Raw genomic sequence first — 25,690 nt, 5'->3', positions numbered from 1 at the left:
CGGCTTATTGCGGCGGCTGCGACAGCACGAGCGTGCCGTCGGCGTCGGCCACGATCCAGTCGCCCGGGCGCACCGGCACGCCCTGGATTGTCACCGCCACGTCGCGCTGGCCCTCGTTGCGCTTCTCGGTGGGCAACGGCAGCGACGCCAGCGCGCGGATGCCGATGCGGTAGGTCGCCAGCTCGGCCACGTCGCGCACGCAGCCGTCCACGATCACGCCGGCCCAGCCGTTCTTCTCCGCCGCGCGGCCCAGGTTGCCGCCCAGCAGCGCGCGGCGCAGCGAACCGCCGCCGTCCACCACCAGCACCCGGCCCTCGCCCGGGCTGTCGCAGGCGGCCTTCACCAGCGTGTTGTCCTCGAAGCACTTGACGGTCACCGCCGGGCCGCTGAAAGCGTTGACGGCGCCGAAGTCGCGAAACACCGGCGGCAGCACGCGCAGCGCGTCGCCCGCCTGCGCCTTGCGCTCGTCGCAGATGTCACAGGTATTGAAGGTTTTGACTGGGTCGTTCACAGGGGCTCCTCCCGGGGCTTGCCACAACGCGCGGCAGCCTAGCATGGGCAGTCCATCCCCCGGTCCGGTGCCGCGCTGCGCGCCCGGACCGCTTGTTTGTGGGCACTTCACTTGCCGTAGTTCTGGTGCCGGCAATTCCGCCGGCCTTGATGACTACCAAGGAGTCAACATGACGAGCCAAGACCGCAACCAGAGCCAACAAAACCAACAAGGCAACCAGCAGGGCCAACAAGGCCAGCAGGGACAACGGCAAGGTCAGCAGAGCCAGGACAGCCAGCGCCAGGGCCAGCAGAGCCAGAGCGGGCAGACCGGGCAACAGTCGCAATCGGGCATGACGGGCAGCCAGCAGGGTCAGCAAGGCCAGCGCCAAGGCCAGCAAGACCAGTCGCAGCGCGGCGGCATGGGCCAACAGGATCAGTCCAGCCAGCGTCAAGGCCAGCAGGATCAATCGAGCCAGCGCCAGGGCCAGCAGGACCAGCCAAGCCAGCGCGGACAGCAGTCCGGCTCGCAACAGGACAGCTCCCAACAGGACCGCTCCCAGCAACGCCGAGAAGAGTGACGACGCGCTGAGTCCGGCGCCACCGCCGGGCCACGCACGAACGGCCGCGTGATGCGGCCGTTTTTCGTAGGGTCACGGGCGCTTGAGCGCCGCCTCCCTGATCTGCGACAGCGTGCTGCGGCTGGTGCTGACTTCAGCGTCGAGCTTCAGGTGCAGCAACATCGGCGGCCCTTCGGACAAGGCTTCCTGGAACGCCGGCTCGAAGGCTTCCGTGGTATCCACCCGCGCCGCGCGCCAGCCGTAACTGCGCGCCAGGGCGGCGAAATCGGGGTTGAACAGGTCGCTGCCGCTCACCCGCCCCGGGTAGTGGCGCTCCTGGTGCATGCGGATCGTGCCGTAAGTGCCGTTGTCCACCACGATGCTGACCAGCCGTCCCGCGCCGCGGTTGGCGCCGTAGGCGACGGCCGTGGCCAGCTCCTGCCCCGTCATGAGGAAGTCGCCGTCGCCCGCGAGGTTGATGGCGGTGCGCTGCGGATACAGCAGCGCCGCCGCCACCGCTGCCGGCACGCCGTAGCCCATGGCGCCCGCCGTGGGCGCGAGCTGCGTGCGGCCGTGGTGCTGCAGGCCGCGGTAGCGCAGGTAGCGGTGCAGCCAGCCGCTGTAGTTGCCCGCGCCGTTGGTGTAGAGGCTGTCCGCCGGCGCCAGCCGCTCGATGGCCAGTACCACCTGCGCCATGTCCAGCGGCGCCACGGGCGGCGGCACCCGGTTGGCCTCGAAGTCGGCGCGCGCCGAGGCCGTCCAGCCGGCCCAGGGCAGCTGCGGCGGCGCGGTGAGCGTCTCCAGCGCCTTGCCGGCCGCGGCCAGCGAGCACTGCAGCAGCAGGTCGGCCGCATAGACGCGGCCCAGCTCCTCGGCGCCCGCGTGCAGGTGGACGAGCTTCTGCTTCGGCCGCGGCGGCTCGATCAGCGTGTAGCCGCCGGTGGTCATCTCGCCCAGGCGCACGCCCACGGCGATCAGCAGGTCGGCGTCGCGCACCCGCTGCGCCAGGCGCGGGTTGATGCCGATGCCCACGTCGCCCGCGTAGTTCGGATGCCGGTTGTCGAAGGTATCCTGGAACCGGAAGCCGCAGCCCACCGGCAGGTTCCAGTTCTCGGCGAAGCGCTGCAGCGCCTGCGCCGATTCGGCGCTCCAGCCGCTGCCGCCGGCGATGACGAGAGGCCGCTCGGCCTGCAGCAGCAGCGTGCGCAGTTGCCGCAGGGCGCCCGGCGCGGGCCAGGCCTGCGCCGGCTCCACGCGCGGCAGCACCGGCGCGGCGGCCGGGCCGCTGAGCACGTCTTCCGGCAGCGCCAGCACCACCGGCCCGGGCCGCCCCTGCATCGCCACGTGGAAGGCGCGGGCCACGTACTCGGGCAGCCGCTCGGCGTCGTCCACCTCGGCCACCCACTTGGCCATGCCCAGGGTGCCGGGGCCAAAAACCTGCCGGAAATCCAGCTCCTGGAAGGCCTCGCGGTCGCGCTGGTGGCGCGCCACCTGGCCCACCAGCAGCAGCAGCGGCGTGCTGTCCTGGAAGGCGGTGTGCACGCCGATGGCGGCGTTGGTGGCGCCGGGGCCGCGCGTCACGAAGCACACGCCCGGCCGCCCGGTCAGCTTGCCCTGCGCCTCGGCCATGAAGGCCGCCCCGCCCTCGTGGCGGCAGGCGATGAAGCGGATGGCGTCGCGCCGCTCGTGCATGCCGTCCAGCGCCGCGAGAAAGCTCTCGCCGGGCACGCCGAAGACGGTGTCCACGCCCTGCGCGATCAGCGCCTCGACCAGCAGGTGGCCGCCCGGGCGGGTGTTCTGGACTGCCTCTTCCCTTCCGCCGCTCATGCGGCGACCCCGGAAGCGGCGCGCCGCGGCGCGATGCGCAGGCCCACGGCGGCCGCCGAGGCCACGCCGGCCAGCAGCGCCAGTGCCGCGCCCTGGAACACGGCGCCGTTCAGATGGTGGTCCATCAGCCAGCCGAAGGCCGGCGCGGCCAGTGCGAAGCCCAGGTCCAGCCCTGAATACACCGTGCCGTAGACGCGCCCGGTGGCGCCCGGCGGCGCGGCGCGCTTGATCAGCATGTCGCGCGAAGGCCCGGCCAGGCCGACGCCCAGGCCGGCCACCGCCACGACGGCCAGCGCCGCCATCCCGGGCACAGCGCCCGTGCTCGCCAGCAGCAGCAGCGCCGCGGAGACCACCAGGCAGATGGCGATGGTCTTCTCCAGCCGCTCGGCGCGCGCCACGAGAAAACCGCCGATCAGCATCCCGGCCGCGCCGCAGAGCATGAAGCCCGTCACCACCAGCGAGGTGGTGGACAGCGGCAGCGCCGTCATCTGGTGCAGCGCCGGGCTGGCGAAGCTCTGGATGGCGCTGAGCGCGCAGGTGGAGAAGAAGAAGAAGGAGAAGCACAGCCACACCGAGGGCAGCTTCAGGAAGGCCAGCGGATGCTCCTGCTTCAGCGGCGCCGCGCCCGGCTTGGCGGCGGCCTTCTCATGGCTCCAGGCGCCCAGGCTGTCGTCGATGGCCTCGCGCTGCCACCACAGCAGCAGCGTCACGGCGGCCACCACGGAGGCCGCGCCCACTTGGGCCCAGCGCCAGGAGCCGGTGAGCTCGGTCAGCCCCAGCAGGAACACCGGCGCCGCCGCCCAGCCCAGGTTGCCGCTGATGCCGTGCACCGAGAAGGCGTGGCCCAGCCGGGCCTGCGACACGCGCTTGTTGAGGATCGTGAAATCCACCGGGTGGAACGGCGCGTTGCCCAGGCCCGCCAGCGCCGCCGCGAACAGCAGCCCGCCGTAGCCCTGCGCGCTGGCGGCGGCCAGCGCCGCGGCGATGAAGGAACCCAGCGCCGCAAACAGGATCGGCCGCGCGCCCACGCGGTCCACCAGGAAGCCCGAGAGCGCCTGTCCGATGCCGGAGATGGCGAAGAACAGCGTCACCGCCAGGCCCAGTTCGGCGTAGCTCAGGCCGAAATCGCGAATGAAGAAGGGAAACAGCGGCGGCAGCAGCAGGTGGCAGAAGTGGGAGCTGCCGTGCGCCAGGCCGACCAGCGTGATGGTGCGCACGTCGCCGTGGGGCCGTGCCGGCGGCTGCGCGTCCGCCTTGGTGTCCGAGCGGGAAGCGTTCATACAGGCATGGTAGCGACCGTATACAACTCGCGACGGCGCAGCCTCCTACGGCCCGGTGCCATCAGGCCCAATCCGTGGGCTACCATCGCCCCCCGATTGCAATCCCCAAACCCTGGGCCGCGCCCGCGGCCCCTCCCCCGTACATCCATGAGCCAGGTGCTTTTCGACTACACCCGCCAGGACGCCAGCGGCGAGAGCTGCGTTGCCCATGCCTGGGCCAAGGTACCCGAGGCCTTGACGCCGGCGCAGCGCGAGGAGCGCAAGGCGCGCGCGGCGGCGCTGCTGAAGCAGCACGACGCCGTGCTGGTGGCGCATTACTACGTGGACGGCGACCTGCAGGACCTGGCGCTGGAGACCGGCGGCTTCGTGGCCGACTCGCTGGAGATGGCGCGCTTCGGCCGCGACCATGCCAGCCAGACGCTGGTGGTGGCCGGCGTTCGCTTCATGGGCGAGAGCGCCAAGATCCTGTCGCCGCACAAGCGCGTGCTGATGCCCGATCTGGACGCGACCTGCTCGCTGGACCTGGGTTGCCCCGCCGACGACTTCGCGCGCTTCTGCGACGCGCACCCGGACCGCAAGGTGGTGGTCTATGCCAACACCAGCGCCGCGGTGAAGGCGCGCGCGGACTGGATGGTCACCAGCTCCTGCGCGCTGGCCATCGTCGAGCACCTGAAGAGCCAGGGCGAGAAGATCCTGTGGGCGCCGGACCGGCACCTGGGCCGCTACATCCAGGAGCAGACCGGCGCCGACATGCTGATGTGGACCGGCGAGTGCATCGTGCACGACGAGTTCAAGGGCATCGAGCTGGAGCTGCTGAAGAAGCAGCATCCGGACGCGCTGGTGCTGGTGCACCCCGAGTCGCCCAAGAGCGTGGTGGCGCAGGCCGACGTGGTGGGCTCGACCTCGCAGCTGCTCAAGGCCGTGGTGGAAGGCCCGGAGCAGACCTTCATCGTCGCCACCGACAACGGCATCCTGCACCGCATGCGCCAGCTCGCGCCGGGCAAGACGCTGCTGGAGGCGCCCACCGCCGGCAACAGCGCCACCTGCAAGAGCTGCGCGCACTGTCCGTGGATGGCGATGAACGCGCTGCAGGGCGTGATCGACTGCCTGGAGACGGGCACCGGCGAGATCACCGTGCCGGAGCCCATCCGCACGCAGGCGGCGGGCTGCATCGAGCGCATGCTGGATTTCGTGGTGAAGAACCCGCAAGCGCTGGCGCAGCCGCAGCGCGGCTTCGTGAAGAACATCGGCGCGGCCTGAGTTTCACCAGGCGCCCTGCCCTCTGAGAAACGCCCGGGTCGGCTTGGCTGGTCCGGGCGTTTTGCTGCTTGCTCCGCGCGGCCCGTGCCTTTGGCGGCCGGCACATACTCCGGCAAAACGCGCCAAGGAGCCGGCCCGATGATCAAACGTTTCCTCGTCCGCACCCGCCGCCACCCCTCGGCGATATTGCTGATCGTGCAGATCCTGGGCGTGCTGCTGGGCCCGTTCACCGAGGAATCCCGCTACAGCCACGCGATTTTCAACATATTCGGCATTTTCGTGCTGGTGATGACCACCAACATGGTGCGGCGCACGCCGGGCTGGACGGGCGTCAGCATTTTGATCGGCACCCCGGTGGTGGTTCTGTTGGTATTGCAGATGAGCGCGGACATGCCTTATCTGCTGCCATGGTCCTCCGCGCTGGAGGCTATTTTCTATTTCTACGCTGCCGGCAGCCTCATCGCCTACATGATCGAGGACTACCGCACCACCACCGACGAGCTGTATGCGGCCGCGGCCACTTTCACCCTGTTCGTCTGGGCCTTCACGCACCTGTTCGTGATGACGCAGGCACTGCAGCCGAATGCCTTTTCCACCGACCCGTCTTCCGTGGCGAAGACCTGGTCCGAATTGAACCACCTGAGTTTCGCCCTGCTTTCCAGCACCGGCATGGGCAACGTGGTGGCGGTGTCGGCGCATGCGCGGGCCATTGCCAGCGTGGAGATGCTGACGGGGCTGATGTACTTGGCCACCGTAGTGGCACGGCTGATCGGGTTCACGATGCAGCCGAGGAAATAGGCCACCCTGCCCGACGGTTGCACGGCTGAATGCCGGCCGAATAAAAAATGCCGTCGTCCCAGCGAAAGCCGGGAGCCACGCATGCCGTGATATCGCCTTGCCTCAGGCTGGAATCCGCTCGCTCCTCACCAGATCCGGCTGTTTTCCCCTGGGCAATTTCCCACTCGAAACCTCCCCGCGGCTGCGTGCTTCGGCATGCCAGAGATGGATCACGCATGGGGCGCCGGCTGGCGCCCCTTTCTCCGCTGCCTGCTGGAAAGCCTGCTGCGCCGTGTCGAGGCTGGTGAACACGGATTTCTCCAGGCTCGCGCCCGAAACGTCCTGCACTTCCAGCACATACCAATCCCGTAGCGGGCGCATCAGCCAGGCGGCCAAACCGCCGACCAAGAGAATGAGCAGCAGCTCCATAGGCCTGGGAAACCCCAGCTTCAGCCCGGCACTGGCACCAGCCCGATGGCCTTCAGCGCCTGTTCCAGGCTGATATTGCAAAAGCGCCCGTCCTGCCCGATCACGTCGAGGAAAGGCACTTGGTGTTCAAGGCATTCCTTGCGCAGGGCCCGGCTGTGCTCCACCCAGCGCGTGACGCGATTCAGCAATTCGCTGTCGTCGATCTTGTTGGTGAAGCAGTCATAAACCTTGCCGTAGGTGCGCAACTGTTCCACCCGCGCCTCGGGCACCGCGCCCGGATAACCCAGGAACAGCGCCCGGCAGTTCGGCCCGAAACGCTTCACGTCCTGGGGCCGGATGAAATGCCCGTCGATGACGTAGTTCATGCGGCCGTTCTTGCCGAGCTGCAGCAGCAGCTTCTCCACGAAAGGGGCAAAACCGGCACACAGCTCGTCCAGGCTCTTGCCGGGGGCACCGATGGCGGTGTCGGGAAAGGACTCGCGCAAGGCCAGCACCAGGCTGTCGCTGGGCAGGTAAGAAAACCCCAGGCTCTTGGCCATGGATTCGGCCAGCGCGGTCTTGCCGCTGCGCATGGCACCGCAGATGAGAATGTTCATGTCCGGAGCATTCGGTTGAGTTATGGGACTGCCATCAAGCCAAGCCTGCCATCATGGGCCAGCTCGCCGACCATGGGATGTATCCAGCGACGGCCTGATGATGCACATCAAGAACGACGGCTCCGAAAGTGAGACAGTTTTCACGCTTCGCGGCCGGCCGAGCCGCATCAATCAAATTTCATTGAGGCAACCACCCCTCCAGAAGCACCTCAATATCCAGGAGTTCAAACTGACCCGCGCGCAGCAACTGGGCTTGTTCAGCAGCCCAGGCCACGATGTCCTCGTCACAGCTTTTCGCGGTCGGTCTCCTTGGCAGAGGCTCACTTCCTCCGATGGTCCCCAATCAACACCGTCGGGAAACTCACCGGCAGTGAATAAGGATAGTCGCGCGAGAAATGCAGCCCACGTGACTCGTGCCGCTTCAGCGCCGAGCGCACGATCAGTTCCGCGCATTCCACGAGGTTGCGCAGTTCCAGCAGGTCCCGCGTCACGCGGAAATGCGCGTAGTACTCGTCGATCTCCGAGCGCAGCAAATGGATGCGGTGCAGCGCCCGCTCCAGCCGTTTATTGGTGCGCACGATGCCCACGTAGTTCCACATCACCAGCCGCAATTCATCCCAGTTGTGGCTGATCACGACCTGCTCGTCGGCGTTCTCCACCTGGCTCTCGTCCCAGGCCGGCAGTTCGGGCAGGCTCTTCGGCGCGTCCTGCTGAATGCGCTCGGCGCAGGTGCGGCCCACCACCACGCACTCCAGCAGCGAGTTGCTCGCCAAGCGGTTGGCGCCGTGCAGGCCCGTGTAGCTGGTCTCGCCCACGGCGAAGAGGCCGGGAATGTCGCAGCGGCCTTCCAGGTCGGTCACCACGCCGCCGCAGGTGTAGTGCGCCGCCGGCACCACGGGAATCGGCTGCTTCGTGATGTCGATGCCCAGGCTCAGCAGCCGGGCGTAGATCGTCGGGAAATGCTCCTTCAGGAAGTCCGCGCCCAGGTGCGTGGCGTCCAGCCACACGTGGTCCAGGCCGTGCTTCTTCATCTCGAAGTCGATGGCGCGCGCCACCACGTCGCGCGGCGCCAGCTCCAGCCGCGCGTCGTGCGCCGCCATGAAGCGCGTGCCGTCCGGCAGCTTCAGGTGCCCGCCCTCGCCGCGCAGCGCCTCCGTGATCAGGAAGGTGCGGTCCTGCGGGTGGTACAGGCAGGTCGGGTGGAACTGGATGAACTCCATGTTCCCCACCCGGCACCCGGCGCGCCACGCCATGGCGATGCCGTCGCCGGTGGCCGTCTCGGGGTTGCTGGTGTAGCGGTACACCTTGCCCACGCCGCCCGTGGCCAGCACCACCGCCGAGGCCGCCAGCGTCTCCACGTGCTGGCTCTCGATGTCGAGCGCGTAGATGCCGTAGCAGCGCGTGGGCTCGTCGCGCTTGAGGTGGCGCGAGGTGATCAGGTCCAGCGCCATCCAGCGCTCGCGCACGGTGATGTTCGGGTGCTGGCGGATGCGCGCCAGCAGCGCATCGTGGATCGCCTGCCCCGTGGCGTCGGCCGCGTGCGCGATGCGCCGCACCGCGTGCCCGCCTTCGCGCGTGAGGTGCAGCCCCAGCGGGCCTTCCGGATCGGGCGAGAAAGGCACGCCCTGCTGCACCAGCCACTCGACGGCGCGGGCGCTGTTCTCGGCGATGAAGCGCGCGGTGTGCTCGTCCACCAGCCCGGCGCCGGCCTCCTGCGTGTCGTGCACGTGGCTCTCGATGCTGTCGTCCTTGCCCAGCACCCCCACGATCCCGCCCTGCGCCCAGGCCGTGGCGGCCTCGTGGATGTCACGCTTGGCCAGCACCACCACCGGGCGCTCCTCGGCCAGATGCAACGCCACAGCCAGGCCGGCCAGCCCGGCCCCCACGATGACGACGGGAGCGGCCTGGGCATCGAAAGAGGTGTTCATCACGCACTGCGGGTGTTGCAAAAGAGGGTCGATTCTACGAAGCGCCCCGCGCACGCCCGTCAGCACAACCCACAGCAATCGCCTCGTGCGGATGCAACGCAAGCCCGAGGCAAAAAAAGGGCCGGTTGCCCAGCCCTTCCCTTGCGTCGCTCCAAGTGCGCTCAGTGCACCGTGCGCCCGAAGCTGAACTCGCCGCTCTCGGACACGTCCACCGGGATCACGTCCTTCGGGCCGAAGCGGCCTTCCAGGATCAACCGAGCCACCGGGTTCTCGATGCGCTGCTGGATCGCGCGCTTGAGCGGCCGCGCGCCGAACACCGGGTCGAAGCCCGCCTTCGCCACCTCCGCCAGCGCCGCCGTCGAGATGTCCAGCTTCATGTCCATCTTCTCCAGCCGCTGCTCCAGCGCCTTGAGCTGGATCTTGGCGATGGACTCGATGTGCTTCTGGTCCAGCGCGTGGAACACCACCGTCTCGTCGATGCGGTTCAGGAACTCGGGCCGGAAGTGCGTCTTGACCTCCGACCACACCGCCTCGCGGATCAGCGCCGGGTCCTGCCCCGCCATCTGCATGATCAGGTGCGAGCCCAGGTTGCTGGTCATCACGATCACGGCGTTCTTGAAGTCCACCGTGCGGCCCTGGCCGTCGGTCAGGCGGCCATCGTCCAGCACCTGCAGCAGCACGTTGAACACGTCCGGGTGCGCCTTCTCCACCTCGTCGAGCAGGATCACCGAGTAGGGCTTGCGCCGCACGGCCTCCGTCAGGTAGCCGCCCTCGTCATAGCCCACGTAGCCCGGCGGCGCGCCGATGAGGCGGCTCACCGAGTGCTTCTCCATGAACTCGCTCATGTCGATGCGCACCATGTGGTCCGGGCTGTCGAACAGGAACGTCGCCAGCGCCTTGCACAGCTCGGTCTTGCCCACGCCCGTGGGGCCCAGGAACAGGAACGAGCCCAGCGGCCGATTCGGGTCCGACAGGCCCGCGCGCGAGCGCCGGATCGCGTCCGCCACGGCACGGATGGCCTCGTCCTGCCCCACCACGCGCTCGTGCAGCTTCGCCTCCATCTGCAGCAGCTTGTCGCGCTCGCCCTGCATCAGCTTGGACACCGGGATGCCCGTGGAGCGCGACACCACGTCGGCGATCTCCTCGGCGCCCACCATGGTGCGCAGCAGCGTCGGCCGGTTGCCGGCGGCCTTGCCGGCCTCCTTGGCCTGCGCCTCCTTGAGCTTCTTCTCCAGCTCGGGCAGCTTGCCGTACTGCAGCTCGGCCACCTTGTTGAAGTCGCCCTTGCGCTTGAGCTCCTCGATCTGGAAGCGGATCTTGTCGATCTCCTCCTTGAGCGCGGCCGAGCCCTGGGCCGTGGCCTTCTCGCTCTTCCACACCTCTTCGAGGTCGGCGTACTCGCGCTCCAGGCGCGTGATCTCGTCCTCGATCAGCCCCAGGCGGCGCTGCGAGGCCTCGTCCTTCTCCTTCTTGACCGCCTCGCGCTCGATCTTGAGCTGGATGAGCCGGCGGTCCAGCCGGTCCATGGCCTCGGGCTTGGAGTCGATCTCGATCTTGATCTTGGCCGCGGCCTCGTCGATCAGGTCGATGGCCTTGTCGGGCAGGAAGCGGTCGGTGATGTAGCGGTGCGAGAGCTCGGCCGCGGCCACGATAGCCGGGTCGGTGATCTCCACGCCGTGGTGCACCTCGTACTTCTCCTGCAGCCCGCGCAGGATCGCGATGGTGGCCTCCACGCTGGGCTCCTCCACCAGCACCTTCTGGAAGCGGCGCTCCAGCGCGGCGTCCTTCTCGATGTACTTGCGGTACTCGTCCAGCGTGGTGGCGCCGATGCAGTGCAGCTCGCCGCGCGCCAGCGCCGGCTTGAGCATGTTGCCGGCGTCGATGGCGCCCTCGGCCTTGCCCGCGCCCACCATCGTGTGCAGCTCGTCGATGAACAGGATGATGCGGCCCTCGTCCTGCGACACCTCCTTGAGCACCGCCTTCAGCCGCTCCTCGAACTCGCCGCGGTACTTGGCGCCGGCCAGCAGCCCGGCCATGTCCAGCACCAGCACGCGCTTGTCCTTGAGCGTGTCGGGCACCTCGCCGTTGACGATGCGCTGCGCCAGGCCTTCGACGATGGCGGTCTTGCCCACGCCGGGCTCGCCGATGAGCACCGGGTTGTTCTTGCTGCGGCGCTGCAGCACCTGGATGGCGCGGCGGATCTCGTCGTCGCGGCCGATCACCGGGTCCAGCTTGCCCTGGCGGGCGCGGTCAGTGAGGTCCAGCGTGTACTTCTTGAGCGACTCGCGCTGGCCTTCGGCCTCGGCCGAGTCCACCTTGGCGCCGCCGCGCACGGCCTCCACGGCCGCCTCCAGCGCCTTGCGCGTGAGGCCGTGGCCGCGCACCACGGCGCCGAGGTCGGTCTTCGAGTCGGAGAGCGCCAGCAGGAACATCTCGCTGGCGATGAACTGGTCGCCGCGCTTGCTGGCTTCCTTCTCCGCGGCCTGCAGCAGCGACACCAGGTCGCGCCCGGGCTGCACCTGGCCGCCGCCGCCCTGCACCTGGGGCAGGTTGCGCACCGCCGTCTCCATGGCGGTCTTGAGCCCGGCCGTGTTGGCCCCCGCCCGGTCCAGCAGCGCCTTGGGCCCCTCCGGCTGCGCCAGCATCGACGCCAGCAGGTGCGCGGGCTCGATGTAGGGGTTGTCGTTGGTGACGGCCAGGCTCTGCGCGTCGGCCAGGGCCTGCTGGAAAGCGGTGGTGAGCTTGTCGATTCGCATGGGGATGTGTCCTCCGTTGCGCTTCGAGTTTGGGCGCTGGGCGGCGTTTTCAAGGCCGGCGCGCAGCGCTTTCCGCACGGGCCTTGCGCTGGAGCAAGCGGCAGGGGGCGTGCCGCCTCCGCCCCCCGCATGGTTGCTCAGGCTTCGATCTGCTCCTCGCCCTCGCCCGCCCAGTACAGGCTGTCGCGGCCGAGCTGGTCGAGGCACAGCTCGGCCGTCCACGGCAGCATCACCGCGCCGCAGCGCGCGTCGCGCAGCAGCCGCTCCAGCGGCAGGTTCTTGGTCAGCGCCTGGCCGCCGCAGGTGCGCAGCGCCAGCTGGCAGATCTCCGCGCCCTGCTCCACCACCGTGTGCTGCGCCGCCAGCAGCCGCAGCCGTGCATGCCGGTCCGGGTCCGGCCCGGCGCCGGCCAGGGCGTCGAACAGCAGCGCGCGCATCTGCTCCAGCTTCAGCCGCATCTGCGCCACCGCGAACTGCTTGGTGGGGTACATGCGCCGCTGCACCGGCGCCAGCCCCGGCACCTCGCCGCGCAGGAAGCACACCGTGAAGTCGTGCGCCGCCTGCGCGATGCCGAGGTAGGCCGGGCTGTTCATCAGGAACATCGCCGGCCAGCGCGCCGCCGCTTGGCAGTACAGCCCTTCGGGCAGCAGCCGGTCGGCCTCGGGCACGAACACGTCGTGGAACTCCAGCGTGCGGCTCACGGTGCCGCGCATGCCCAGCGGGTTCCACTCGCCGCTCACGCGCAGGCCCGGCGCGTCGCGCGGCACGGCCAGGAACAGCGCATCCGCCTGCGTCGCCGCCGGGCGCTGCAGCGTGCACAGCAGCCCGTGCACGTCGGCCTCGCCCGCCATGGAGGCGAAGACCTTGCGCCCGCTGACCACGTAGCCGCCCTCCACGCGCCGCGCCACGGTGGCCCAGGGCGCCTTGCCGGCATCGGCGGCGCCGCCTTCGGAGAAGGTCTGCGCCCACACCTGCCCGTCGGCCACGATCGCGGCCTCGTGCCGGGCCCGCGCCGCCTCGTGCGCCGCGCGCTGCGCGCCGCCCATGTCCAGCGATTCGCCGACCCGCCCGCTCCACAGCGTGTTGCTCACGTGCAGGCTGAAGCACAGCGCCGTGGCGCCGCACCAGCGCCCCAGCTCGGCGGCCACCAGCGCGCAGCCCAGCAGGTCGGCCCCCTCGCCGCCGCGCGCCGGCGCCACGGCCAGCGCCAGCAGCCCGGCCTCGTGCAGCTCGCGGAAGTTCTGGCGCGGGAACGACGCCTGCGCGTCATGCGCCGCCGCGCGCGCCGCGAAACGCGGCCCCAGCTCGGCGGCCCGCGCCACCCAGGCGCGCTGCGCGTCGTTCAGGCGCGAGGCGTCGCCCGCGATGTGCTCGCCGGCGGCAATGCAGATCTCTTCCATGTCTCCTCCTCGCCGCGCCCGCCGCAAAGAGGGCGCGGCCTCAAAGAATTTCGCCCAGCAGGTGGTAGCGGCCGCCGTGGAACAGCAGCGGCGGCAGCGCCGCGTCGGCCAGGCGCAGCACCCGGCCCACGAAGAGCACATGATCGCCCGCGACCTGACGCGACACGTTCTCGCATTCGAAGACCGCCGTGCAGCCGGCCAGCACCGGCGCACCGCCCAGGCCCTCGCTCCACTGTCCCTCGCCGAACTTGTCCGGCTCCTTGCCGCTGGCAAAGCGCCGCGACAGCCCGAGCTGCCCCTCCGCCAGCACGTTAATGGCGAAGTGCGAGGCCTGCTCGAAGGCGGCCAGGCTCGCGCTGGCGCAGCGCAGCGACCACAGCACCAGCGGCGGCTCCAGCGACAGCGCGCTGAAGGAGTTGGCGGTGATGCCCACGCGCTGGCCGCCGGCGGCATCAAGGCAGGTGATGATGGTCACGCCGGTGGCGAAGCGGCCCAGCGCGCCGCGCAGGGCCTGCGGCGTGATGTCCATGGCGCCGTCCAGCGCGCGCGCCAGCGGCGTGCCGGGCAGCTCCGCGGCCGGGGACGTACCGGCGCCGGTGTCGGCTGCCGCAGTGGCCACGGACGCGGCGGAAGGTTGGGATGTGCTCACGTTCATGAATGCGTTCAGCCCCGCGCCCACAGCTGCCGTGCCAGCCCGTGGCCCAGTGCCGCGCACGCCAGCGCGCCCAGCACGTGCGCGCTGGTGTGCAGCGCGGCCAGGCTCCAGCGGCCGGCCTGCAGCAGCGACAGGGACTCCGCCGAGAAGGCCGAGAAGGTGGTGAAGCCGCCCAGGAAGCCGGTGACCAGCAGCAGGCGCAGGAATTCGTTGGGCGCGCGCGCGAACACCTCCAGCGACACGCCGATCAGCAGCCCGCCCACGCAGTTGACCGCCAGGGTGCCGAGCGCGAAGCCGGCCCAGGCGTTGTTGAGCCACAGGGCCGTGAGCCAGCGCAGCAGCGCGCCCGCCGCGGCACCCGAGGCCACGGCCAGTGCATGGGAGAGCGTGACCGCCGGCGCGCTGCTCATCGGGCTCAGGCCGCCGCGTTGCCGGCCGCGATGCCCCAGCGCGCCAGCGCCTGGTCGTCGGCCACGCGGGCATCGACCCAGCGCGCGCCCTGCGGCGTGTGTTCCTTCTTCCAGAACGGGGCCTGGGTCTTGAGGTAGTCCATCAGGAACTCGCAGGCCTGGAAGGCCTGGCCGCGGTGCGCGGAGGTGACGGCCACGAACACGATCTGGTCCAGCGGCTTCAGCGCGCCCACGCGGTGGATGACGCGCGCGGCGCGGATGTCGAAGCGCTCGAAGGCCTCGTCCACCATGGCCTCGATGGCGCTCTCGGTCATGCCGGGGTAGTGCTCCAGCTCCATCAGGCTCACGCCGGCACCCTCGCTGTGCTCGCGCACCGTGCCCACGAAGCTGACCACCGCGCCCACGCCGGGGTCGCCGGCGCGCAGGCGCTGCACCTCGGTACCGAGGTCGAAGTCGTCGGTCTGGATCAGGACGCGGGAAGAGGTCGTAGCCATCGGCGGATTGTCGCACCGCGTTCGCGGGGGTCTGGAGGGCGGCGGCCGGCTTTCAGCGCGCCGCGTCCGGCCCCTCCAGCCAGCGCTCGCACTGCACATGGCGGCGCCAGGCCGGCTTGGCGCACTGCTGGCGCATGCAGCGCTCCAGCGCGGACTTGGCCTGCACCACGCAGGCGGACAGCGGCGCGTCCGGCAGCTCGGCGGGACGCGCCTCCGGCTCGGCCGCGGGCGACCGCGACGCCACCGCCGGCGCTGCGCCCTGGCGCGAACGCGGTTGCGCGGGCGCAGCGGGTACGGAGGGAACGGTCGCCTGGGAAGTCACCCCGACACCCGGCACCACGCCGGCCCGTGGCACCGATTCGGACGCGCCACCGGCCATCGGCGGCACCGGCAGCCCCGCGGACGGAACGGCCGCAGCGGCAGGCCCGTCCACCGGTGCCTGGGATGTCGCGGAGGGCGACACGCCCAGGCCGAGGGCATCCGGCGCCACGCGAGAGGCCGCGGCCGGCGGCGATGCGGGCGCCTGGGCCCGGGACGCCGCCTCGGCCAGCAGGCGGTCCATGTGCCGGCGCTCCTGCTCGGCCGCCCACCAGCCCTGGCCCCACCACGCCGCCCAGCCGGCTCCCAGGGCCAGCAGCAGCAGCGCGATCGCCATCCGCCCATTGAGGGCGGGATGCCGGCGCGGCGCCACCGGCGCTCCGTCCGCGCGCCCATCCGGTACGGCGGCCAGGGCCGGATCGGCCACCGGCGTCCGGGCCGCTGAAGCCGCCGGATGACCCCACCCCGCCGCCGCAGTGGACGCGGACGCCATTGCCGGCTCGACCCGCCGACCCTCGGACCCCGGCGAGCGTGGGGTGTCCTGCACCGCGGCCTGCGGCGGTGCGGCGAACGGAGGCGCCGATCCAGCGGCCGAGGCCGGAGGCGATGCGCCCGCCGCAGGGGCCTTGGGCAGTACCCCCAGCAGGTCCGCCGCGGGCCGGGTGCCTGGAGGCCGCTCGGCAACAGCTGCCCGTCCAGTGCCCGCTCCTGCCGGACGCAGCGGCTGCGGCCCAAGCACCGCGTCGCCCAGCATCGCCCGCAGCGCGACGGCCCCGGCGGGACGCTCGGTGGGCGAGACACGCAGGCACGCCTGCAGCGCGGGCACCAGCGCGCGCTGCGCCGGTCCGGCCGGCGACGGCAGCGCCTGGACGATGGCCGCCGCCACCTCGTCCTGCGTGGGCACACCGGCCCATTTCCAGGCGCCGAGGTGGTCCAGCACGGTGGCGGCCAGCATGTACAGGTCGGTCCAGGGACCGCGCGGCAGGTGCGCGCCGTCGGGCCGCATCTCGGGCGGTGCGCCGCGGAACACCGCCTCCAGGCGCAGCGCGCGGGCGGCGGAGCCGAAGCCCAGCAGCACCGGACGCTGTCCGGGTGCCCACAGCAGCTGCCGCCCGTGCAGGCCACCGTGCACCAGCCCGGCGGCGTGCAGTTGCGCCAGCGGCTCCAGCAGCGCCAGCAGCAGCTCGCGCACCTCGTCGCCGCTGCGGGGCGGCGGCAGCGCATCGAGCGGCACGCCGGGCAGCAGGGGCATCAGCCCGCACAGGCTGCCCTGCTCCTCGTTGGCCTGCAGCACCGACACCAGTCCGGGCAGGCGCAGGCGGGACAGCAGCCGCAGCTCCTCCAGGCAGGCGCTGCGGCCGGCCTCGAAGGCGGCGCGCGCTGCGGCGTCATCGGGGTCGCGCAGCCGCGGCGTGCCGTCGGCGTCGCGCACGCACAGGGCCTGGGGGCAGAACTCCTTGAGCGCATAGCGGCCGGCGCCCAGCGCGTCGCCGGCGCGGTAGACGGTGCACACCGGGCCGACCTGCAGCACGGCCTCGATGGCGCAGCCCGCCAACACACTGCCCACGGCACGCGCACCGGCCGGTCGGGCATCACTTGAAAAGGGGGCCATGCCCGGACTATGGCCGCGCCTGCCATGTCCTGGGGGTTGCAAGGGGTGTCTGAAACAGTGTTGGCCCGCGCCGCAAAACAAAACGCCCGGCCACCGCCGGGCGCTTCGCCCTGGGAACAAGTCCGGGCCTCAGGAGCTGATGACGTTCTCCCGCAGCAGCTGGCACTGCGGGTGGTCGCGCTGGGAGGACTGGCTGCACTGGCGCTTCATGCACTGCAGCAGCGCGTATTTCGCCTGCGTCCCGCAGGCGGCGCGCGGGGCGGTCGATGCGGCGCGGCTCGCGGTCGCCTTGACCGGCGCCTTCGCCGACCGGCTGGCTTTGGACTCGGCACTGCGCGCAGCCTGCGCCGAGGGCCGCGAAGCCGGCTGCGCTGCCCCCCGCATCTCCGGCGCCGACGGCGGCTGGGCCCGGGCCGGGCTCGGGGCGGCTTCCTGCGGAAGCTTGTCCGCGGCGGCAGCCACCGGAGGCGGCACGACCGGCGCGGCCTGGGGCGCCGTGGCCACGGTAGCCGGCGGCCCGGCCGATACGAGGGGCTTCTCCAGCGCCGGGGTCTGCGCCACCGCGGCGGGCTCGGGAACCTGGACGGCCGCGGCAACCGGCGCCCGCTGCGCCGTCACGGCAGTCGCGGCCACGGGGGCCGGGACCGGAGGAGCCTCCACCACGGCCGGAGGCGCATCACGCGCCACGGACGCGCCCATGGGCCTCGCTTCAGGAGGGGCTGGCGCCCGCGCCTCGGCCAAGGCCTCCAGCGGACTGGGCTCGCCTGGTCCCGGCGGCAGCGCCGTCGCGCCATGGGTCGTGGGCAAGGGCGGCAGCGGCGGCAGTCCGGCCGGGTCGCTGCCTTCCGACGCCGCGGCCCAGGCCGGCGGATTGGCAGCGCCGACGAGCAGCCGGTCGATGCGCTGGCGATCCTGTTCGTCCGACCACAGGCCCCGCACCCACCAGCCCGAGGCCACGCAGCCCAGGGCCAGCGCCAGCACCAGGAAGCCATTGCGCCGGCTGTCGTCGCGCCGGCGCGGCGTCTGCGGGATGACGCAGCTGCCATCGGGCCGCAGCGCCGGCATGGCGGGCTCCGGGCCGCCGCGCGCCATCGCCCCCGGCAGGCGCGAGGACGCCCGCCCCGTCTCCCCCGATGGCGACTTCGCCTGCGATGGAGACGGCGCAGCGCCCCCCTTGGCAGAGCGCGAAACCCCGGCAGCCACAAGCTGCGCACGCAGCTCGCCGGCGTGGTGGGGGCGACGAGTGGGCGTGCTCTCCAGGCTGGACTGCAGTGCCTTCACCAGCACGTGGCGCTTGCCGGCGTCGCCAGCCGGGCCCAGGGCCTTCTCCAGCAGCGCGGCCACGCCGATGTCCGCAGCCGCGTCATCCCAGGGGCGGCCCGAGAGCTGGCGCATCACCATGGCGGCCAGCGCGTACACGTCGGTCCAGGGGCCGACGGCCGGCCCCGGCTGCGGGTCCGGCGTGCGCAGCTCGGGCGCGCGGTCGTCCGGCTCCGGCACCACGCCCAGCACGCGCGCGGCCGAGCCGAGGCCCAGCAGCACCGGCGCCCGGCCGGGCGACCACAGCAGCTGCCGCGCGTGCAGCGCGCCGTGCACCTGCCCGGCGGCGTGCAGCTGCGCCAGCGGCTCCACCAGCGACAGCAGCAGCGCATGCAGCGCCTCGTCGTTCTGCGAGGGGGGAAGCTCGTCCAGCGGCACGCCGGGCAGCAGCGGCATCAGCGCGCACAAGCTGCCCTCGGCCTCGATCAGGTCCCGCACCCGCACCACGCCGGGCAGGCGCAGCCGCGAGAGCCGGCGCATCTCGTCAACGAAGGCGGCACGCCCGGCCTCGAAGGCGGCGTGGGCTGCCGGATCTTTCGGGTCGCGCAGCGCAGGCGCGCCTTCCGCGTCGCGCACGCACTGCGCCTGCGGACAGTACTCCTTGAGCGCGACGCGCTCGATGCCCAAGGCATCGACGGCGCGATAGACCGTGAAGACGGGGCCGGCATGCAGCACGGCCTCGATGCGATGGCCGGCCAGTGCGCTGCCCGCCGCGCGGGCGGCGGACGGTGCTGGCGGCGTCGAAGCGTCGGACGGCGTCATGCCCCAACTATGGGCATGCCCGCGGGCCCGTCCGGTTGCAAGTCGTGTCGGCAGCCGCAGGGCCGACGCGGCGGCGCAACAGCCTCAGCCTTGCAGGCCGCGCCCTCGCAGAGCGAGGGCCCTTCGCCGCGCGCGCAGCCGTGCTCAAGCACGGCTGCTGGTCGCGACTCAGCCCCCCGTCACTGGAGGGAAGAAAGCCACCTCGGCGCCCTCGTGCAGCGCGGCGGCTTCGTCGCTCATCTTCTGGTCCAGCGCGCAGCGCACGCTGCGGGCGCGCGCCAGCGCCTGGGCATGGGCGCCGCCGCGTTCGATCAGCGCGTCGCGCAGCGAGGCCAGGGTGCAGCCCTCGGGCAGGTCGGCCACGGTTTCACCCGGGCCCAGGGCCTCGCGCAGCGAGGCGAAGTAGCGGATCTGGACGTTCATCGGCTCAGCACGAGGACAGCAGTTGGGACAGCGGCAGGTAGCGCACCAGGTCGCCGCGGCGGATGGCGTTGCCCGGCGGGTTGTCCACCAGGCCGTCAGCCCACACGGCCGAGGTCAGCACCCCCGAACTCTGGTTGGGGAACAGCTCCAGCGCCCCGTCCGCGCCCAGGCGCACGCGCATGAACTCGCGCCGGAAGCGGTCCGGCTTGGGCAGGTCGAAGCCCGCGCGCAGCTCGAAGCCGCGCGGGAACTCGGTGGGCAGCCCCTGCAGCGCGCACAGCACCGAGCGCACCGCCAGGAAGAAGGTGATGTAGGTGGACACCGGGTTGCCCGGCAGGCCCAGGAACAGCGCCTCGCCGGCGCCCTCGCCTTCGCGCGCCACGGCGCCAAACGCCAGCGGCTTGCCGGGCTTGGTGCCGATGGACCACATGTGCAGCCGCCCCAGCGACTGCACCGCGGGCTTGACGTGATCCTCCTCGCCGACCGACACGCCGCCGGTGGTGATGATCAGGTCGTGCCCCTCGGCGGCGCGGCGCACCGTCTCGCGCGTGGCGTCGAGCTTGTCGGGGACGATGCCGAAGTCGCTGACCTCGCAGCCCACCGCCTGCAGCAGGCCGCGCAGCGTGAAACGGTTGGAGTTGTAGATGGCGCCGGGCGGCAGGTCCTGCGGCGCAACCTCGCCGGGCATGACCAGCTCGTCGCCGGTGGACAGCAGCGCCACGCGCGGGCGGCGCAGCACCGTCAGGCGCGCGGCGCCCACCGTGGCGGCCAGGCCCAGCGCCTGCGGCGTGAGGCGGCTGCCGCGCGGCAGCACCACGGCGCCGGTGCGCACGTCCTCGCCGCGCGGGCGTACCCACTGGCCGGACGCGGGGGCGGCGTTGAAGGCGACGGTGCCCTCACCGGCCGTGGCGTCCTCCTGCATCACCACCGCGTCGGCGCCGGGCGGCATCTGCGCGCCGGTGAAGATGCGGGCGGCGGTACCGGGCTGCAGCGCCTGGCCCACGTGGCCGGCGGGGATGCGCTGCGACACGGGCATCGCCTCGCCGGGCTTCACGTCGGCGGCACGGACGGCGTAGCCGTCCATGGAGCTGTTGTCGGCCGGGGGCACGTCCAGCGGCGAGACGAGGTCCTGCGCCAGCACGCGGTTGAGCGCGTCGAAGGTGGAAAGCTCCTCGGTGTCGCGGATCGCCTGCGCCCGCGCGCCTTCCACCAGGCGCTGCTGGGCCTCGTCCAGGCTCAGCAGCGGGGGCCGTTCAGCCATGCGTGTCTCCTGTGTAGTTGAAGCGCTCGCCCCAGGCGAGCAAGCGGTCCGCCACCGCGCCGGGGCTGTTGAGCGGCAGCACCGGCAGCGCGCTAGGCGGCACCGGCAGCGCCGCGGGGTCGTCCGTGGCGACGGCGATCACGCGCGCATCGTCCGGGTACAGCACCGGCTGGCCCAGCGCGGCGCGCCAGACCTCGACCTTGGGCAGCGCGGCATGCTTGAAACCTTCGACCAGCACCCAGTCCACCGGTTGCAGCTCGCCGATGAGCGCGTGCACGTCCGGCTCGCGCGCCTCGGGCAGCTCGCGCAGCAGCGCCAGGCGCTGGCTGGAGGCCAGCAGCACCTCGCCGGCGCCGGCCTGGCGATGGCGCCAGCTGTCCTTGCCGGGCTGGTCGATGTCGAAGCGCTTGTGCGTGTGCTTGATCACCGACACGGCCTGCCCGTGCGCCCGCAGCGCGGCGATGACGCCCTCCAGCAGCGTGGTCTTGCCCACGCCGGAGGGGCCGCAGAAACCCACGACCTTCATGCGCGCGGCGGCCGGGTCAGTCGACCGCGCACTCGAGCTCGATCAGCGCCTTGACCTTGTCGGCATCGGCCGGCAGCACGGCGAAGCGCTTGGGCAGGTCCTCGATGCCCACGTGCGCCGCGGGGCGCTCCGGCTCGCGGCCCAGCGCCTCGACGATGGTGGCGGCGAACTTCACCGGCAGCGCCGTCTCCAGCACGATCATCGGCGTGCCGGCCTGCAGCCGTTCGCGCCCGACCTTCACGCCGTCGGCGGTGTGCGTGTCGATCATCACGCCGCAGCGCTGGAACGTGTCGCGGATGGTGGCGACGCGGTCGGCGTGCGTGCTGCGGCCGGAGACGAAGCCGAACTCGGCCACGCGGCGGAACTCGTCCGCGGTCAGCGTGAAGGAGCCCTTGGCGTCCACCTCGTCCTTGAACAGCTGGCGAACCCGGTCGGCGTCGCGGCCCAGCAGGTCGAAGATGAAGCGCTCGAAGTTGCTGGCCTTGGAGATGTCCATCGAGGGGCTGGACGTCTCGTGGGTCTCGGCGCCCTTGCGCACGCGGTAGGTGCCGGTGCGGAAGAACTCGTCGAGCACGTCGTTCTCGTTGGTGGCGCACACGAGCTGCTCGATGGGCAGGCCCATCATGCGCGCGACGTGGCCGGCGCAGATGTTGCCGAAGTTGCCCGAGGGCACCGTGAAGCTCACGCGCTCGGCGTTGGACTTCGTGGCCTGGAAGTAGCCGGCGAAGTAATACACCACCTGCGCCAGCAGCCGCGCCCAGTTGATGGAGTTGACGGTGCCGATGCGCCAGTGGCGCTTGAACTCCAGGTCGTTGCTGACGGCCTTGACGATGTCCTGGCAATCGTCGAACACGCCCTCGATGGCGATGTTGTGGATGTTCTCGTCCTGCAGGCTGAACATCTGCGCCTGCTGGAACGGGCTCATGCGCCCGTGCGGGCTGAGCATGAACACGCGCACGCCCTTCTTGCCGCGCATGGCGTGCTCGGCGGCGCTGCCGGTGTCGCCGGAGGTGGCGCCCAGGATGTTGAGCTCCTGGCCGCGGCGCGCGAGCTCGTACTCGAACAGGTTCCCAAGGAGCTGCATGGCCATGTCCTTGAAGGCCAGCGTGGGCCCGTTGGACAGCGCCTCCAGCGCCAGGCCGGGCTCCAGCGGCTTGAGGGGCACGATCTCCTTCGTGCCGAACACCGCCTCGGTATAGGTCTTGCGCGTGAGGGCGTGCAGGTCCTCGGCCGGGATGTCGTCGATGTAGAGCGACAGGATCTCGAACGCGAGGTCCGCGTAGGCCAGGCCGCGCCAGCGCGCGAGCGTGGCGTCGTCGACCTTGGGGTAGTGCGCGGGCAGGTACAGCCCGCCGTCCGGCGCCAGGCCTTCGAGCAGGATCTCGGAGAAGCCGCGCGGCGTGGCGTCGCCGCGGGTGCTGAGGTACTTCATGTTCAGGCCAACTCTTCCTTGCGCAGGCTCACGATGGGCGCCAGCACGGTGGGCAGCGCCTGCATCTGGGCGATGGCCTTGCGCATCGAGCCCTCGATGGTGTCGTGGGTGAGGATGATCACGTCGGTGTTCTTCTCGCCCTCGGCGGACTCGCGCTGCAGCAGCGCGTCGATGCTGATGCCGTGCTCGGCCAGGATGCCCGTCACGCGCGAGAGCACGCCGGCCTCGTCGGCCACCTGCAGCCGCAGGTAGAACGCGGTGCGCACCTGCTCGATCGGCAGGATCGGCATGTCCGACAGCGCCTCGGGCTGGAAGGCCAGGTGCGGCACGCGGTTGCCCGGGTCGGCGGTGTGCAGACGCGTCACGTCCACCAGGTCGGCGATCACGGCGCTGGCCGTGGGCTCGGCGCCCGCGCCTTTGCCGTAGTACAGCGTGGTGCCCACGGCGTCGCCCTGCACCACCACGGCGTTCATCGCGCCCTCGACATTGGCGATCAGCCGCTTGGCCGGGACCAGCGTCGGGTGCACGCGCAACTCGATGCCGCTGTCCTGGCGCCGGGCGATGCCCAGCAGCTTGATGCGGTAGCCCAGCTGCTCGGCGTAGCGGATGTCCGCGGCCTGCAGCTTGGTGATGCCTTCCACGTGCGCCTTGTCGAACTGCACCGGCACGCCGAAGGCGATGGCGGCCATGATGGTGGCCTTGTGCGCAGCGTCCACGCCCTCGATGTCGAAGGTCGGGTCGGCTTCGGCGTAGCCCAGGCGCTGCGCCTCCTTGAGCACCACATCGAAGTCCAGGCCCTTGGAGCGCATCTCCGAGAGGATGAAGTTCGTGGTGCCGTTGATGATCCCGGCGATCCACTCGATGCGGTTGGCCGTCAGGCCCTCGCGCAGCGCCTTGATGATCGGGATGCCGCCGGCCACCGCGGCCTCGAAGGCCACCATCACGCCGCGGGCGCGGGCGGCTTCGAAGATCTCGGTGCCGTGCACCGCCAGCAGCGCCTTGTTGGCCGTGACCACGTGCTTGCCCGCGGCGATGGCTTCCATCACCAGCGCCTTGGCCACGCCATAGCCGCCGATGAGCTCGACCACGATGTCGATCTCGGGGTTGGCGATGACCTCGCGCGCGTCGGCCACGACCTTGGCGCCGTCGCCGACGAGGCTGCGGGCGCGCTCGACGTCGAGGTCCGCCACCATGGCGATCTCGATGCCGCGACCCGCGCGGCGGCGGATCTCTTCCTGGTTGCGCGTGAGCACGTTGAACGTGCCGCCGCCGACGGTGCCGATGCCGAGCAGGCCGACCTGGATGGGTTTCATAGCGGTTTCAGTCAGAACGAGTGACGTTTGCGGTAGTTGTCGAGGAAGCGCGCGATGCGCCCGATGGCGTCGGCGAGGTCGTCCGAGTTGGGCAGGAACACGAGCCGGAAATGGTCCGGTTGCGACCAGTTGAAGCCGGTGCCCTGCACGATGAGCACCTTCTCCTCGGCCAGCAGCTCGTAGGCGAACTGCTGGTCGTCGGCGATGGGGTAGAGCTTGGGGTCCAGGCGCGGGAACATGTAGAGCGCCGCCTTGGGCTTCACGACGCTCACGCCCGGGATCTGGTTGAGCAGCTCGGTGGCCAGGTCGCGCTGGCGCGCCAGGCGCCCGCCGGGGCACACCAGGTCCTTGATGCTTTGGTAACCACCCAGCGCGGTCTGGATCGCGAGCTGGCCCGGCGTGTTGGCGCACAGCCGCATCGAGGCCAGCATGTTCAGGCCCTCGATGTAGTCCTTGGCGTGCTTCTTGGGGCCCGAAACCACCATCCAGCCGGCGCGGTAGCCGCAGGAGCGGTAGTTCTTGGACAGGCCGTTGAAGGTCACGCACAGCACGTCTTCGGCCAGCGAGGCGATGGAGGTGTGCGTGGCGCCGTCGTAGAGCGTCTTGTCGTAGATCTCGTCGGCAAAGATGATCAGCTGGTGCTGGCGCGCGATCTCCACGATCTCGCGCAGCAGCTCCGGCGGGTACAGCGCGCCGGTGGGGTTGTTGGGGTTGATGACGACGATGCCGCGCGTGTTGGGCGTGATCTTCCGGCGGATGTCGTCGAGGTCGGGCGTCCAGTCGGCCTGCTCGTCGCAGACGTAGTGCACGGGGCGCCCGCCGGAGAGCGACACGGCCGCGGTCCACAGCGGGTAGTCGGGCGCGGGCACCAGGATCTCGTCGCCCGTGTCCAGCAGCGCGTTGAGCGCCATCACGATCAGCTCGGAGGCGCCGTTGCCCAGGTAGACGTCGTCCACCGTGACGCCGGAGATGTTCTTCTCCTGGGTGTAGTGCACCACCGCCTTGCGCGGCGCGAACAGGCCCTTGCTGTCGGTGTAGCCGGCCGTGGCGGGCAGGTTGCGGATCATGTCCTGCACGATCTCGTCGGGCGGGTCGAAGCCGAACACGGCCAGGTTGCCGATGTTGAGCTTGATGATCTTCTGGCCCTCTTCCTCCATCTGGCGGGCCTTTTCCAGCACCGGACCACGGATGTCGTAACAGACGTCGGCGAGCTTGCTGGACTTGGAAATCGGCTTCAAGGAGGGTCTCCGGCGAAAGACGCAGCGCGACGCGGCGCGCGAAAACTAGAATTATCCACGTGAAGTTCCAGCCCGATCGACTCGAAGGCGTCAATGCCATTTCGCGCCACGAGCCCCAGCGCTTGTGGGTCAACACCACCGAATGGGGGCACAGCGTGCTCGTCCCCGTGCGCGGCGACGTGCAGCCCTGGCCCGTGGAGCGCTTCGAGCAGCTGGCCGAGGAGCACTTCGCGCAGTTGCTGCAACTGCGTCCGGAGCTGGTGATTTTCGGATCCGGCGCGCGGCTGCGCTTCGTGCGCCCGGCGCTGCTGCGCCCGCTGATCCAGGCCGGCATCGGCGTGGAGACCATGGACACGGCGGCGGCGTGCCGTACCTACAACGTGCTAGCCAGCGAGGGGCGCGTCGTCGCCGCGGCGCTGCTGCTGGAGCGCGGCTGAGGCTTGAAATCTGGCGCGGCGCACACAGCTGCCAGGGCAGCGGCCGCGATCGCTCGCCTGCGGCCGCTCACGGCATGCGCCAACAAAGTGGGGGGTTTCGCCCGGGCCCATTTCCCCGCGGCGGAGTCTGTAACTTGCGGAGAGCTATAATAAACAGTTGCTCCGGCGCTGCCCGGCCCCATAGCGA

At 71.0% G+C, this 25,690-nt stretch carries 23 protein-coding genes and 1 pseudogene; 4 read left to right on the top strand and 20 right to left on the bottom strand.

Going from position 1 to position 25,690, the window contains the following annotated elements:
• Positions 1 to 4: 4 nt before the first annotated feature.
• Entirely contained in the window at positions 5 to 511 is a 507-nt protein-coding gene (gene rraA / locus H537_RS0111935) for a ribonuclease E activity regulator RraA (RefSeq protein ID WP_028998119.1), read from the bottom strand.
• Between the two features lie 169 nt (positions 512 to 680).
• Here rraA and H537_RS0111930 point away from each other — a divergent pair, with 169 nt between their 5' ends.
• Positions 681 to 1,070 (top strand): hypothetical protein, encoded by a 390-nt coding sequence (locus H537_RS0111930; protein WP_028998118.1) that lies wholly within the window; start codon positions 681 to 683, stop codon positions 1,068 to 1,070.
• Between the two features lie 72 nt (positions 1,071 to 1,142).
• On the opposite strand, the gene H537_RS0111925 is transcribed toward H537_RS0111930, so the two are convergent.
• Together H537_RS0111925 and H537_RS0111920 are read right to left on the bottom strand one after the other, a co-directional pair.
• The gene (locus tag H537_RS0111925; protein WP_028998117.1) at positions 1,143 to 2,876 is read right to left on the bottom strand and encodes a thiamine pyrophosphate-binding protein; all 1,734 of its coding nucleotides are present in this window, start codon (positions 2,874 to 2,876) and stop codon (positions 1,143 to 1,145) included.
• Entirely contained in the window at positions 2,873 to 4,156 is a 1,284-nt protein-coding gene (locus H537_RS0111920; protein ID WP_028998116.1) for an MFS transporter, read from the bottom strand. Before H537_RS0111920 ends, H537_RS0111925 begins: the two co-directional genes overlap by 4 nt.
• Positions 4,157 to 4,303: 147 nt before the next feature.
• Between H537_RS0111920 and nadA the strand changes: the two genes are divergently transcribed.
• Both nadA and H537_RS0111910 read left to right on the top strand, forming a co-directional pair.
• Entirely contained in the window at positions 4,304 to 5,416 is a 1,113-nt protein-coding gene (gene nadA, locus H537_RS0111915) for a quinolinate synthase NadA (protein ID WP_043458618.1), read from the top strand.
• Positions 5,417 to 5,554: 138 nt separating this feature from the next.
• Positions 5,555 to 6,214 carry a hypothetical protein gene (locus H537_RS0111910; RefSeq protein ID WP_028998114.1) on the top strand — a complete coding sequence of 220 codons (660 nt, stop codon included), beginning with the start codon at positions 5,555 to 5,557 and terminating at the stop codon, positions 6,212 to 6,214.
• A 102-nt stretch (positions 6,215 to 6,316) separates the two neighbouring features.
• On the opposite strand, the gene H537_RS0111905 is transcribed toward H537_RS0111910, so the two are convergent.
• The 17 genes and pseudogenes from H537_RS0111905 to H537_RS0111830 all read right to left on the bottom strand — a co-directional run bounded on the left by H537_RS0111905 (position 6,317) and on the right by H537_RS0111830 (position 25,066).
• Positions 6,317 to 6,622 (bottom strand): hypothetical protein, encoded by a 306-nt coding sequence (locus H537_RS0111905; RefSeq protein WP_028998113.1) that lies wholly within the window; start codon positions 6,620 to 6,622, stop codon positions 6,317 to 6,319.
• Between the two features lie 20 nt (positions 6,623 to 6,642).
• Positions 6,643 to 7,218, bottom strand: a complete 576-nt coding sequence (locus H537_RS0111900) for a P-loop NTPase family protein (protein WP_028998112.1) — start codon at positions 7,216 to 7,218, stop codon at positions 6,643 to 6,645.
• 178 nt (positions 7,219 to 7,396) lie between these two features.
• Positions 7,397 to 7,492, bottom strand: coding sequence for a DUF29 family protein (locus tag H537_RS50925; RefSeq protein WP_238446669.1), 96 nt, complete (start codon positions 7,490 to 7,492; stop codon positions 7,397 to 7,399).
• 46 nt (positions 7,493 to 7,538) lie between these two features.
• Complete coding sequence (gene nadB, locus H537_RS0111895; protein ID WP_375136320.1) at positions 7,539 to 9,248, bottom strand: L-aspartate oxidase; 1,710 nt, start codon at positions 9,246 to 9,248, stop codon at positions 7,539 to 7,541.
• Between the two features lie 59 nt (positions 9,249 to 9,307).
• A complete protein-coding gene (gene clpB / locus H537_RS0111890) occupies positions 9,308 to 11,902 on the bottom strand; it encodes an ATP-dependent chaperone ClpB (RefSeq protein WP_028998110.1) in 2,595 nt (864 codons plus the stop codon).
• Between the two features lie 137 nt (positions 11,903 to 12,039).
• Positions 12,040 to 13,302, bottom strand: coding sequence for an acyl-CoA dehydrogenase family protein (locus H537_RS0111885; RefSeq protein WP_028998109.1), 1,263 nt, complete (start codon positions 13,300 to 13,302; stop codon positions 12,040 to 12,042).
• Positions 13,303 to 13,342: 40 nt separating this feature from the next.
• Positions 13,343 to 13,831, bottom strand: a complete 489-nt coding sequence (locus tag H537_RS0111880; RefSeq protein WP_043458626.1) for a flavin reductase family protein — start codon at positions 13,829 to 13,831, stop codon at positions 13,343 to 13,345.
• Between the two features lie 134 nt (positions 13,832 to 13,965).
• Positions 13,966 to 14,367: a CrcB family protein gene (locus H537_RS0111875; protein ID WP_043458617.1), complete on the bottom strand. Its 402-nt coding sequence runs from the start codon at positions 14,365 to 14,367 to the stop codon at positions 13,966 to 13,968.
• A 5-nt stretch (positions 14,368 to 14,372) separates the two neighbouring features.
• The gene (moaE, locus tag H537_RS0111870; RefSeq protein ID WP_028998106.1) at positions 14,373 to 14,861 is read right to left on the bottom strand and encodes a molybdopterin synthase catalytic subunit MoaE; all 489 of its coding nucleotides are present in this window, start codon (positions 14,859 to 14,861) and stop codon (positions 14,373 to 14,375) included.
• Positions 14,862 to 14,913: 52 nt separating this feature from the next.
• A complete protein-coding gene (locus H537_RS0111865; RefSeq protein WP_028998105.1) occupies positions 14,914 to 16,746 on the bottom strand; it encodes a hypothetical protein in 1,833 nt (610 codons plus the stop codon).
• 174 nt (positions 16,747 to 16,920) lie between these two features.
• On the bottom strand, positions 16,921 to 18,873 hold the full coding sequence (locus tag H537_RS0111860) for a protein kinase family protein (protein ID WP_028998104.1): 1,953 nt from the start codon (positions 18,871 to 18,873) through the stop codon (positions 16,921 to 16,923).
• 168 nt (positions 18,874 to 19,041) lie between these two features.
• Entirely contained in the window at positions 19,042 to 19,296 is a 255-nt protein-coding gene (locus H537_RS0111855) for a MoaD/ThiS family protein (RefSeq protein ID WP_028998103.1), read from the bottom strand.
• 4 nt (positions 19,297 to 19,300) lie between these two features.
• The gene (locus H537_RS0111850) at positions 19,301 to 20,557 is read right to left on the bottom strand and encodes a molybdopterin molybdotransferase MoeA (RefSeq protein ID WP_043458614.1); all 1,257 of its coding nucleotides are present in this window, start codon (positions 20,555 to 20,557) and stop codon (positions 19,301 to 19,303) included.
• A pseudogene (gene mobB, locus H537_RS0111845) lies at positions 20,550 to 21,086 on the bottom strand (molybdopterin-guanine dinucleotide biosynthesis protein B); the annotation flags it as partial. The gene H537_RS0111850 and the pseudogene mobB, both read right to left, overlap by 8 nt.
• 13 nt (positions 21,087 to 21,099) lie before the next feature.
• Positions 21,100 to 22,515, bottom strand: coding sequence for a threonine synthase (gene thrC, locus H537_RS0111840; protein WP_028998100.1), 1,416 nt, complete (start codon positions 22,513 to 22,515; stop codon positions 21,100 to 21,102).
• A 2-nt stretch (positions 22,516 to 22,517) separates the two neighbouring features.
• A complete protein-coding gene (locus H537_RS0111835) occupies positions 22,518 to 23,828 on the bottom strand; it encodes a homoserine dehydrogenase (protein WP_028998099.1) in 1,311 nt (436 codons plus the stop codon).
• Between the two features lie 11 nt (positions 23,829 to 23,839).
• Positions 23,840 to 25,066, bottom strand: a complete 1,227-nt coding sequence (locus H537_RS0111830) for a pyridoxal phosphate-dependent aminotransferase (protein ID WP_028998098.1) — start codon at positions 25,064 to 25,066, stop codon at positions 23,840 to 23,842.
• Between the two features lie 59 nt (positions 25,067 to 25,125).
• Here H537_RS0111830 and H537_RS0111825 point away from each other — a divergent pair, with 59 nt between their 5' ends.
• Positions 25,126 to 25,503, top strand: a complete 378-nt coding sequence (locus H537_RS0111825) for an Mth938-like domain-containing protein (RefSeq protein WP_028998097.1) — start codon at positions 25,126 to 25,128, stop codon at positions 25,501 to 25,503.
• Positions 25,504 to 25,690: the final 187 nt, after the last annotated feature.

Source organism: Azohydromonas australica DSM 1124 (assembly GCF_000430725.1).
Classification (GTDB): Bacteria; Pseudomonadota; Gammaproteobacteria; order Burkholderiales; family Burkholderiaceae_C; genus Azohydromonas; species Azohydromonas australica.
The sequence above is the reverse complement of the archived record's forward strand: the minus strand, read 5'-3'. Positions and strand labels throughout refer to the sequence as shown.

Bases quoted from the DNA above. Each gene is read 5' to 3' on its own strand.
- H537_RS0111930 (WP_028998118.1), top strand. From the start codon at position 681: ATGACGAGCCAAGACCGCAACCAGAGCCAACAAAACCAACAAGGCAAC.
- H537_RS0111925 (WP_028998117.1), bottom strand. From the start codon at position 2,876: ATGAGCGGCGGAAGGGAAGAGGCAGTCCAGAACACCCGCCCGGGCGGC.
- H537_RS0111920 (WP_028998116.1), bottom strand. From the start codon at position 4,156: ATGAACGCTTCCCGCTCGGACACCAAGGCGGACGCGCAGCCGCCGGCA.
- nadA (WP_043458618.1), top strand. From the start codon at position 4,304: ATGAGCCAGGTGCTTTTCGACTACACCCGCCAGGACGCCAGCGGCGAG.
- H537_RS0111910 (WP_028998114.1), top strand. From the start codon at position 5,555: ATGATCAAACGTTTCCTCGTCCGCACCCGCCGCCACCCCTCGGCGATA.
- H537_RS0111905 (WP_028998113.1), bottom strand. From the start codon at position 6,622: ATGGAGCTGCTGCTCATTCTCTTGGTCGGCGGTTTGGCCGCCTGGCTG.
- H537_RS0111900 (WP_028998112.1), bottom strand. From the start codon at position 7,218: ATGAACATTCTCATCTGCGGTGCCATGCGCAGCGGCAAGACCGCGCTG.
- clpB (WP_028998110.1), bottom strand. From the start codon at position 11,902: ATGCGAATCGACAAGCTCACCACCGCTTTCCAGCAGGCCCTGGCCGAC.
- H537_RS0111885 (WP_028998109.1), bottom strand. From the start codon at position 13,302: ATGGAAGAGATCTGCATTGCCGCCGGCGAGCACATCGCGGGCGACGCC.
- H537_RS0111880 (WP_043458626.1), bottom strand. From the start codon at position 13,831: ATGGACATCACGCCGCAGGCCCTGCGCGGCGCGCTGGGCCGCTTCGCC.
- H537_RS0111875 (WP_043458617.1), bottom strand. From the start codon at position 14,367: ATGAGCAGCGCGCCGGCGGTCACGCTCTCCCATGCACTGGCCGTGGCC.
- moaE (WP_028998106.1), bottom strand. From the start codon at position 14,861: ATGGCTACGACCTCTTCCCGCGTCCTGATCCAGACCGACGACTTCGAC.
- H537_RS0111860 (WP_028998104.1), bottom strand. From the start codon at position 18,873: ATGACGCCGTCCGACGCTTCGACGCCGCCAGCACCGTCCGCCGCCCGC.
- H537_RS0111855 (WP_028998103.1), bottom strand. From the start codon at position 19,296: ATGAACGTCCAGATCCGCTACTTCGCCTCGCTGCGCGAGGCCCTGGGC.
- H537_RS0111850 (WP_043458614.1), bottom strand. From the start codon at position 20,557: ATGGCTGAACGGCCCCCGCTGCTGAGCCTGGACGAGGCCCAGCAGCGC.
- thrC (WP_028998100.1), bottom strand. From the start codon at position 22,515: ATGAAGTACCTCAGCACCCGCGGCGACGCCACGCCGCGCGGCTTCTCC.
- H537_RS0111835 (WP_028998099.1), bottom strand. From the start codon at position 23,828: ATGAAACCCATCCAGGTCGGCCTGCTCGGCATCGGCACCGTCGGCGGC.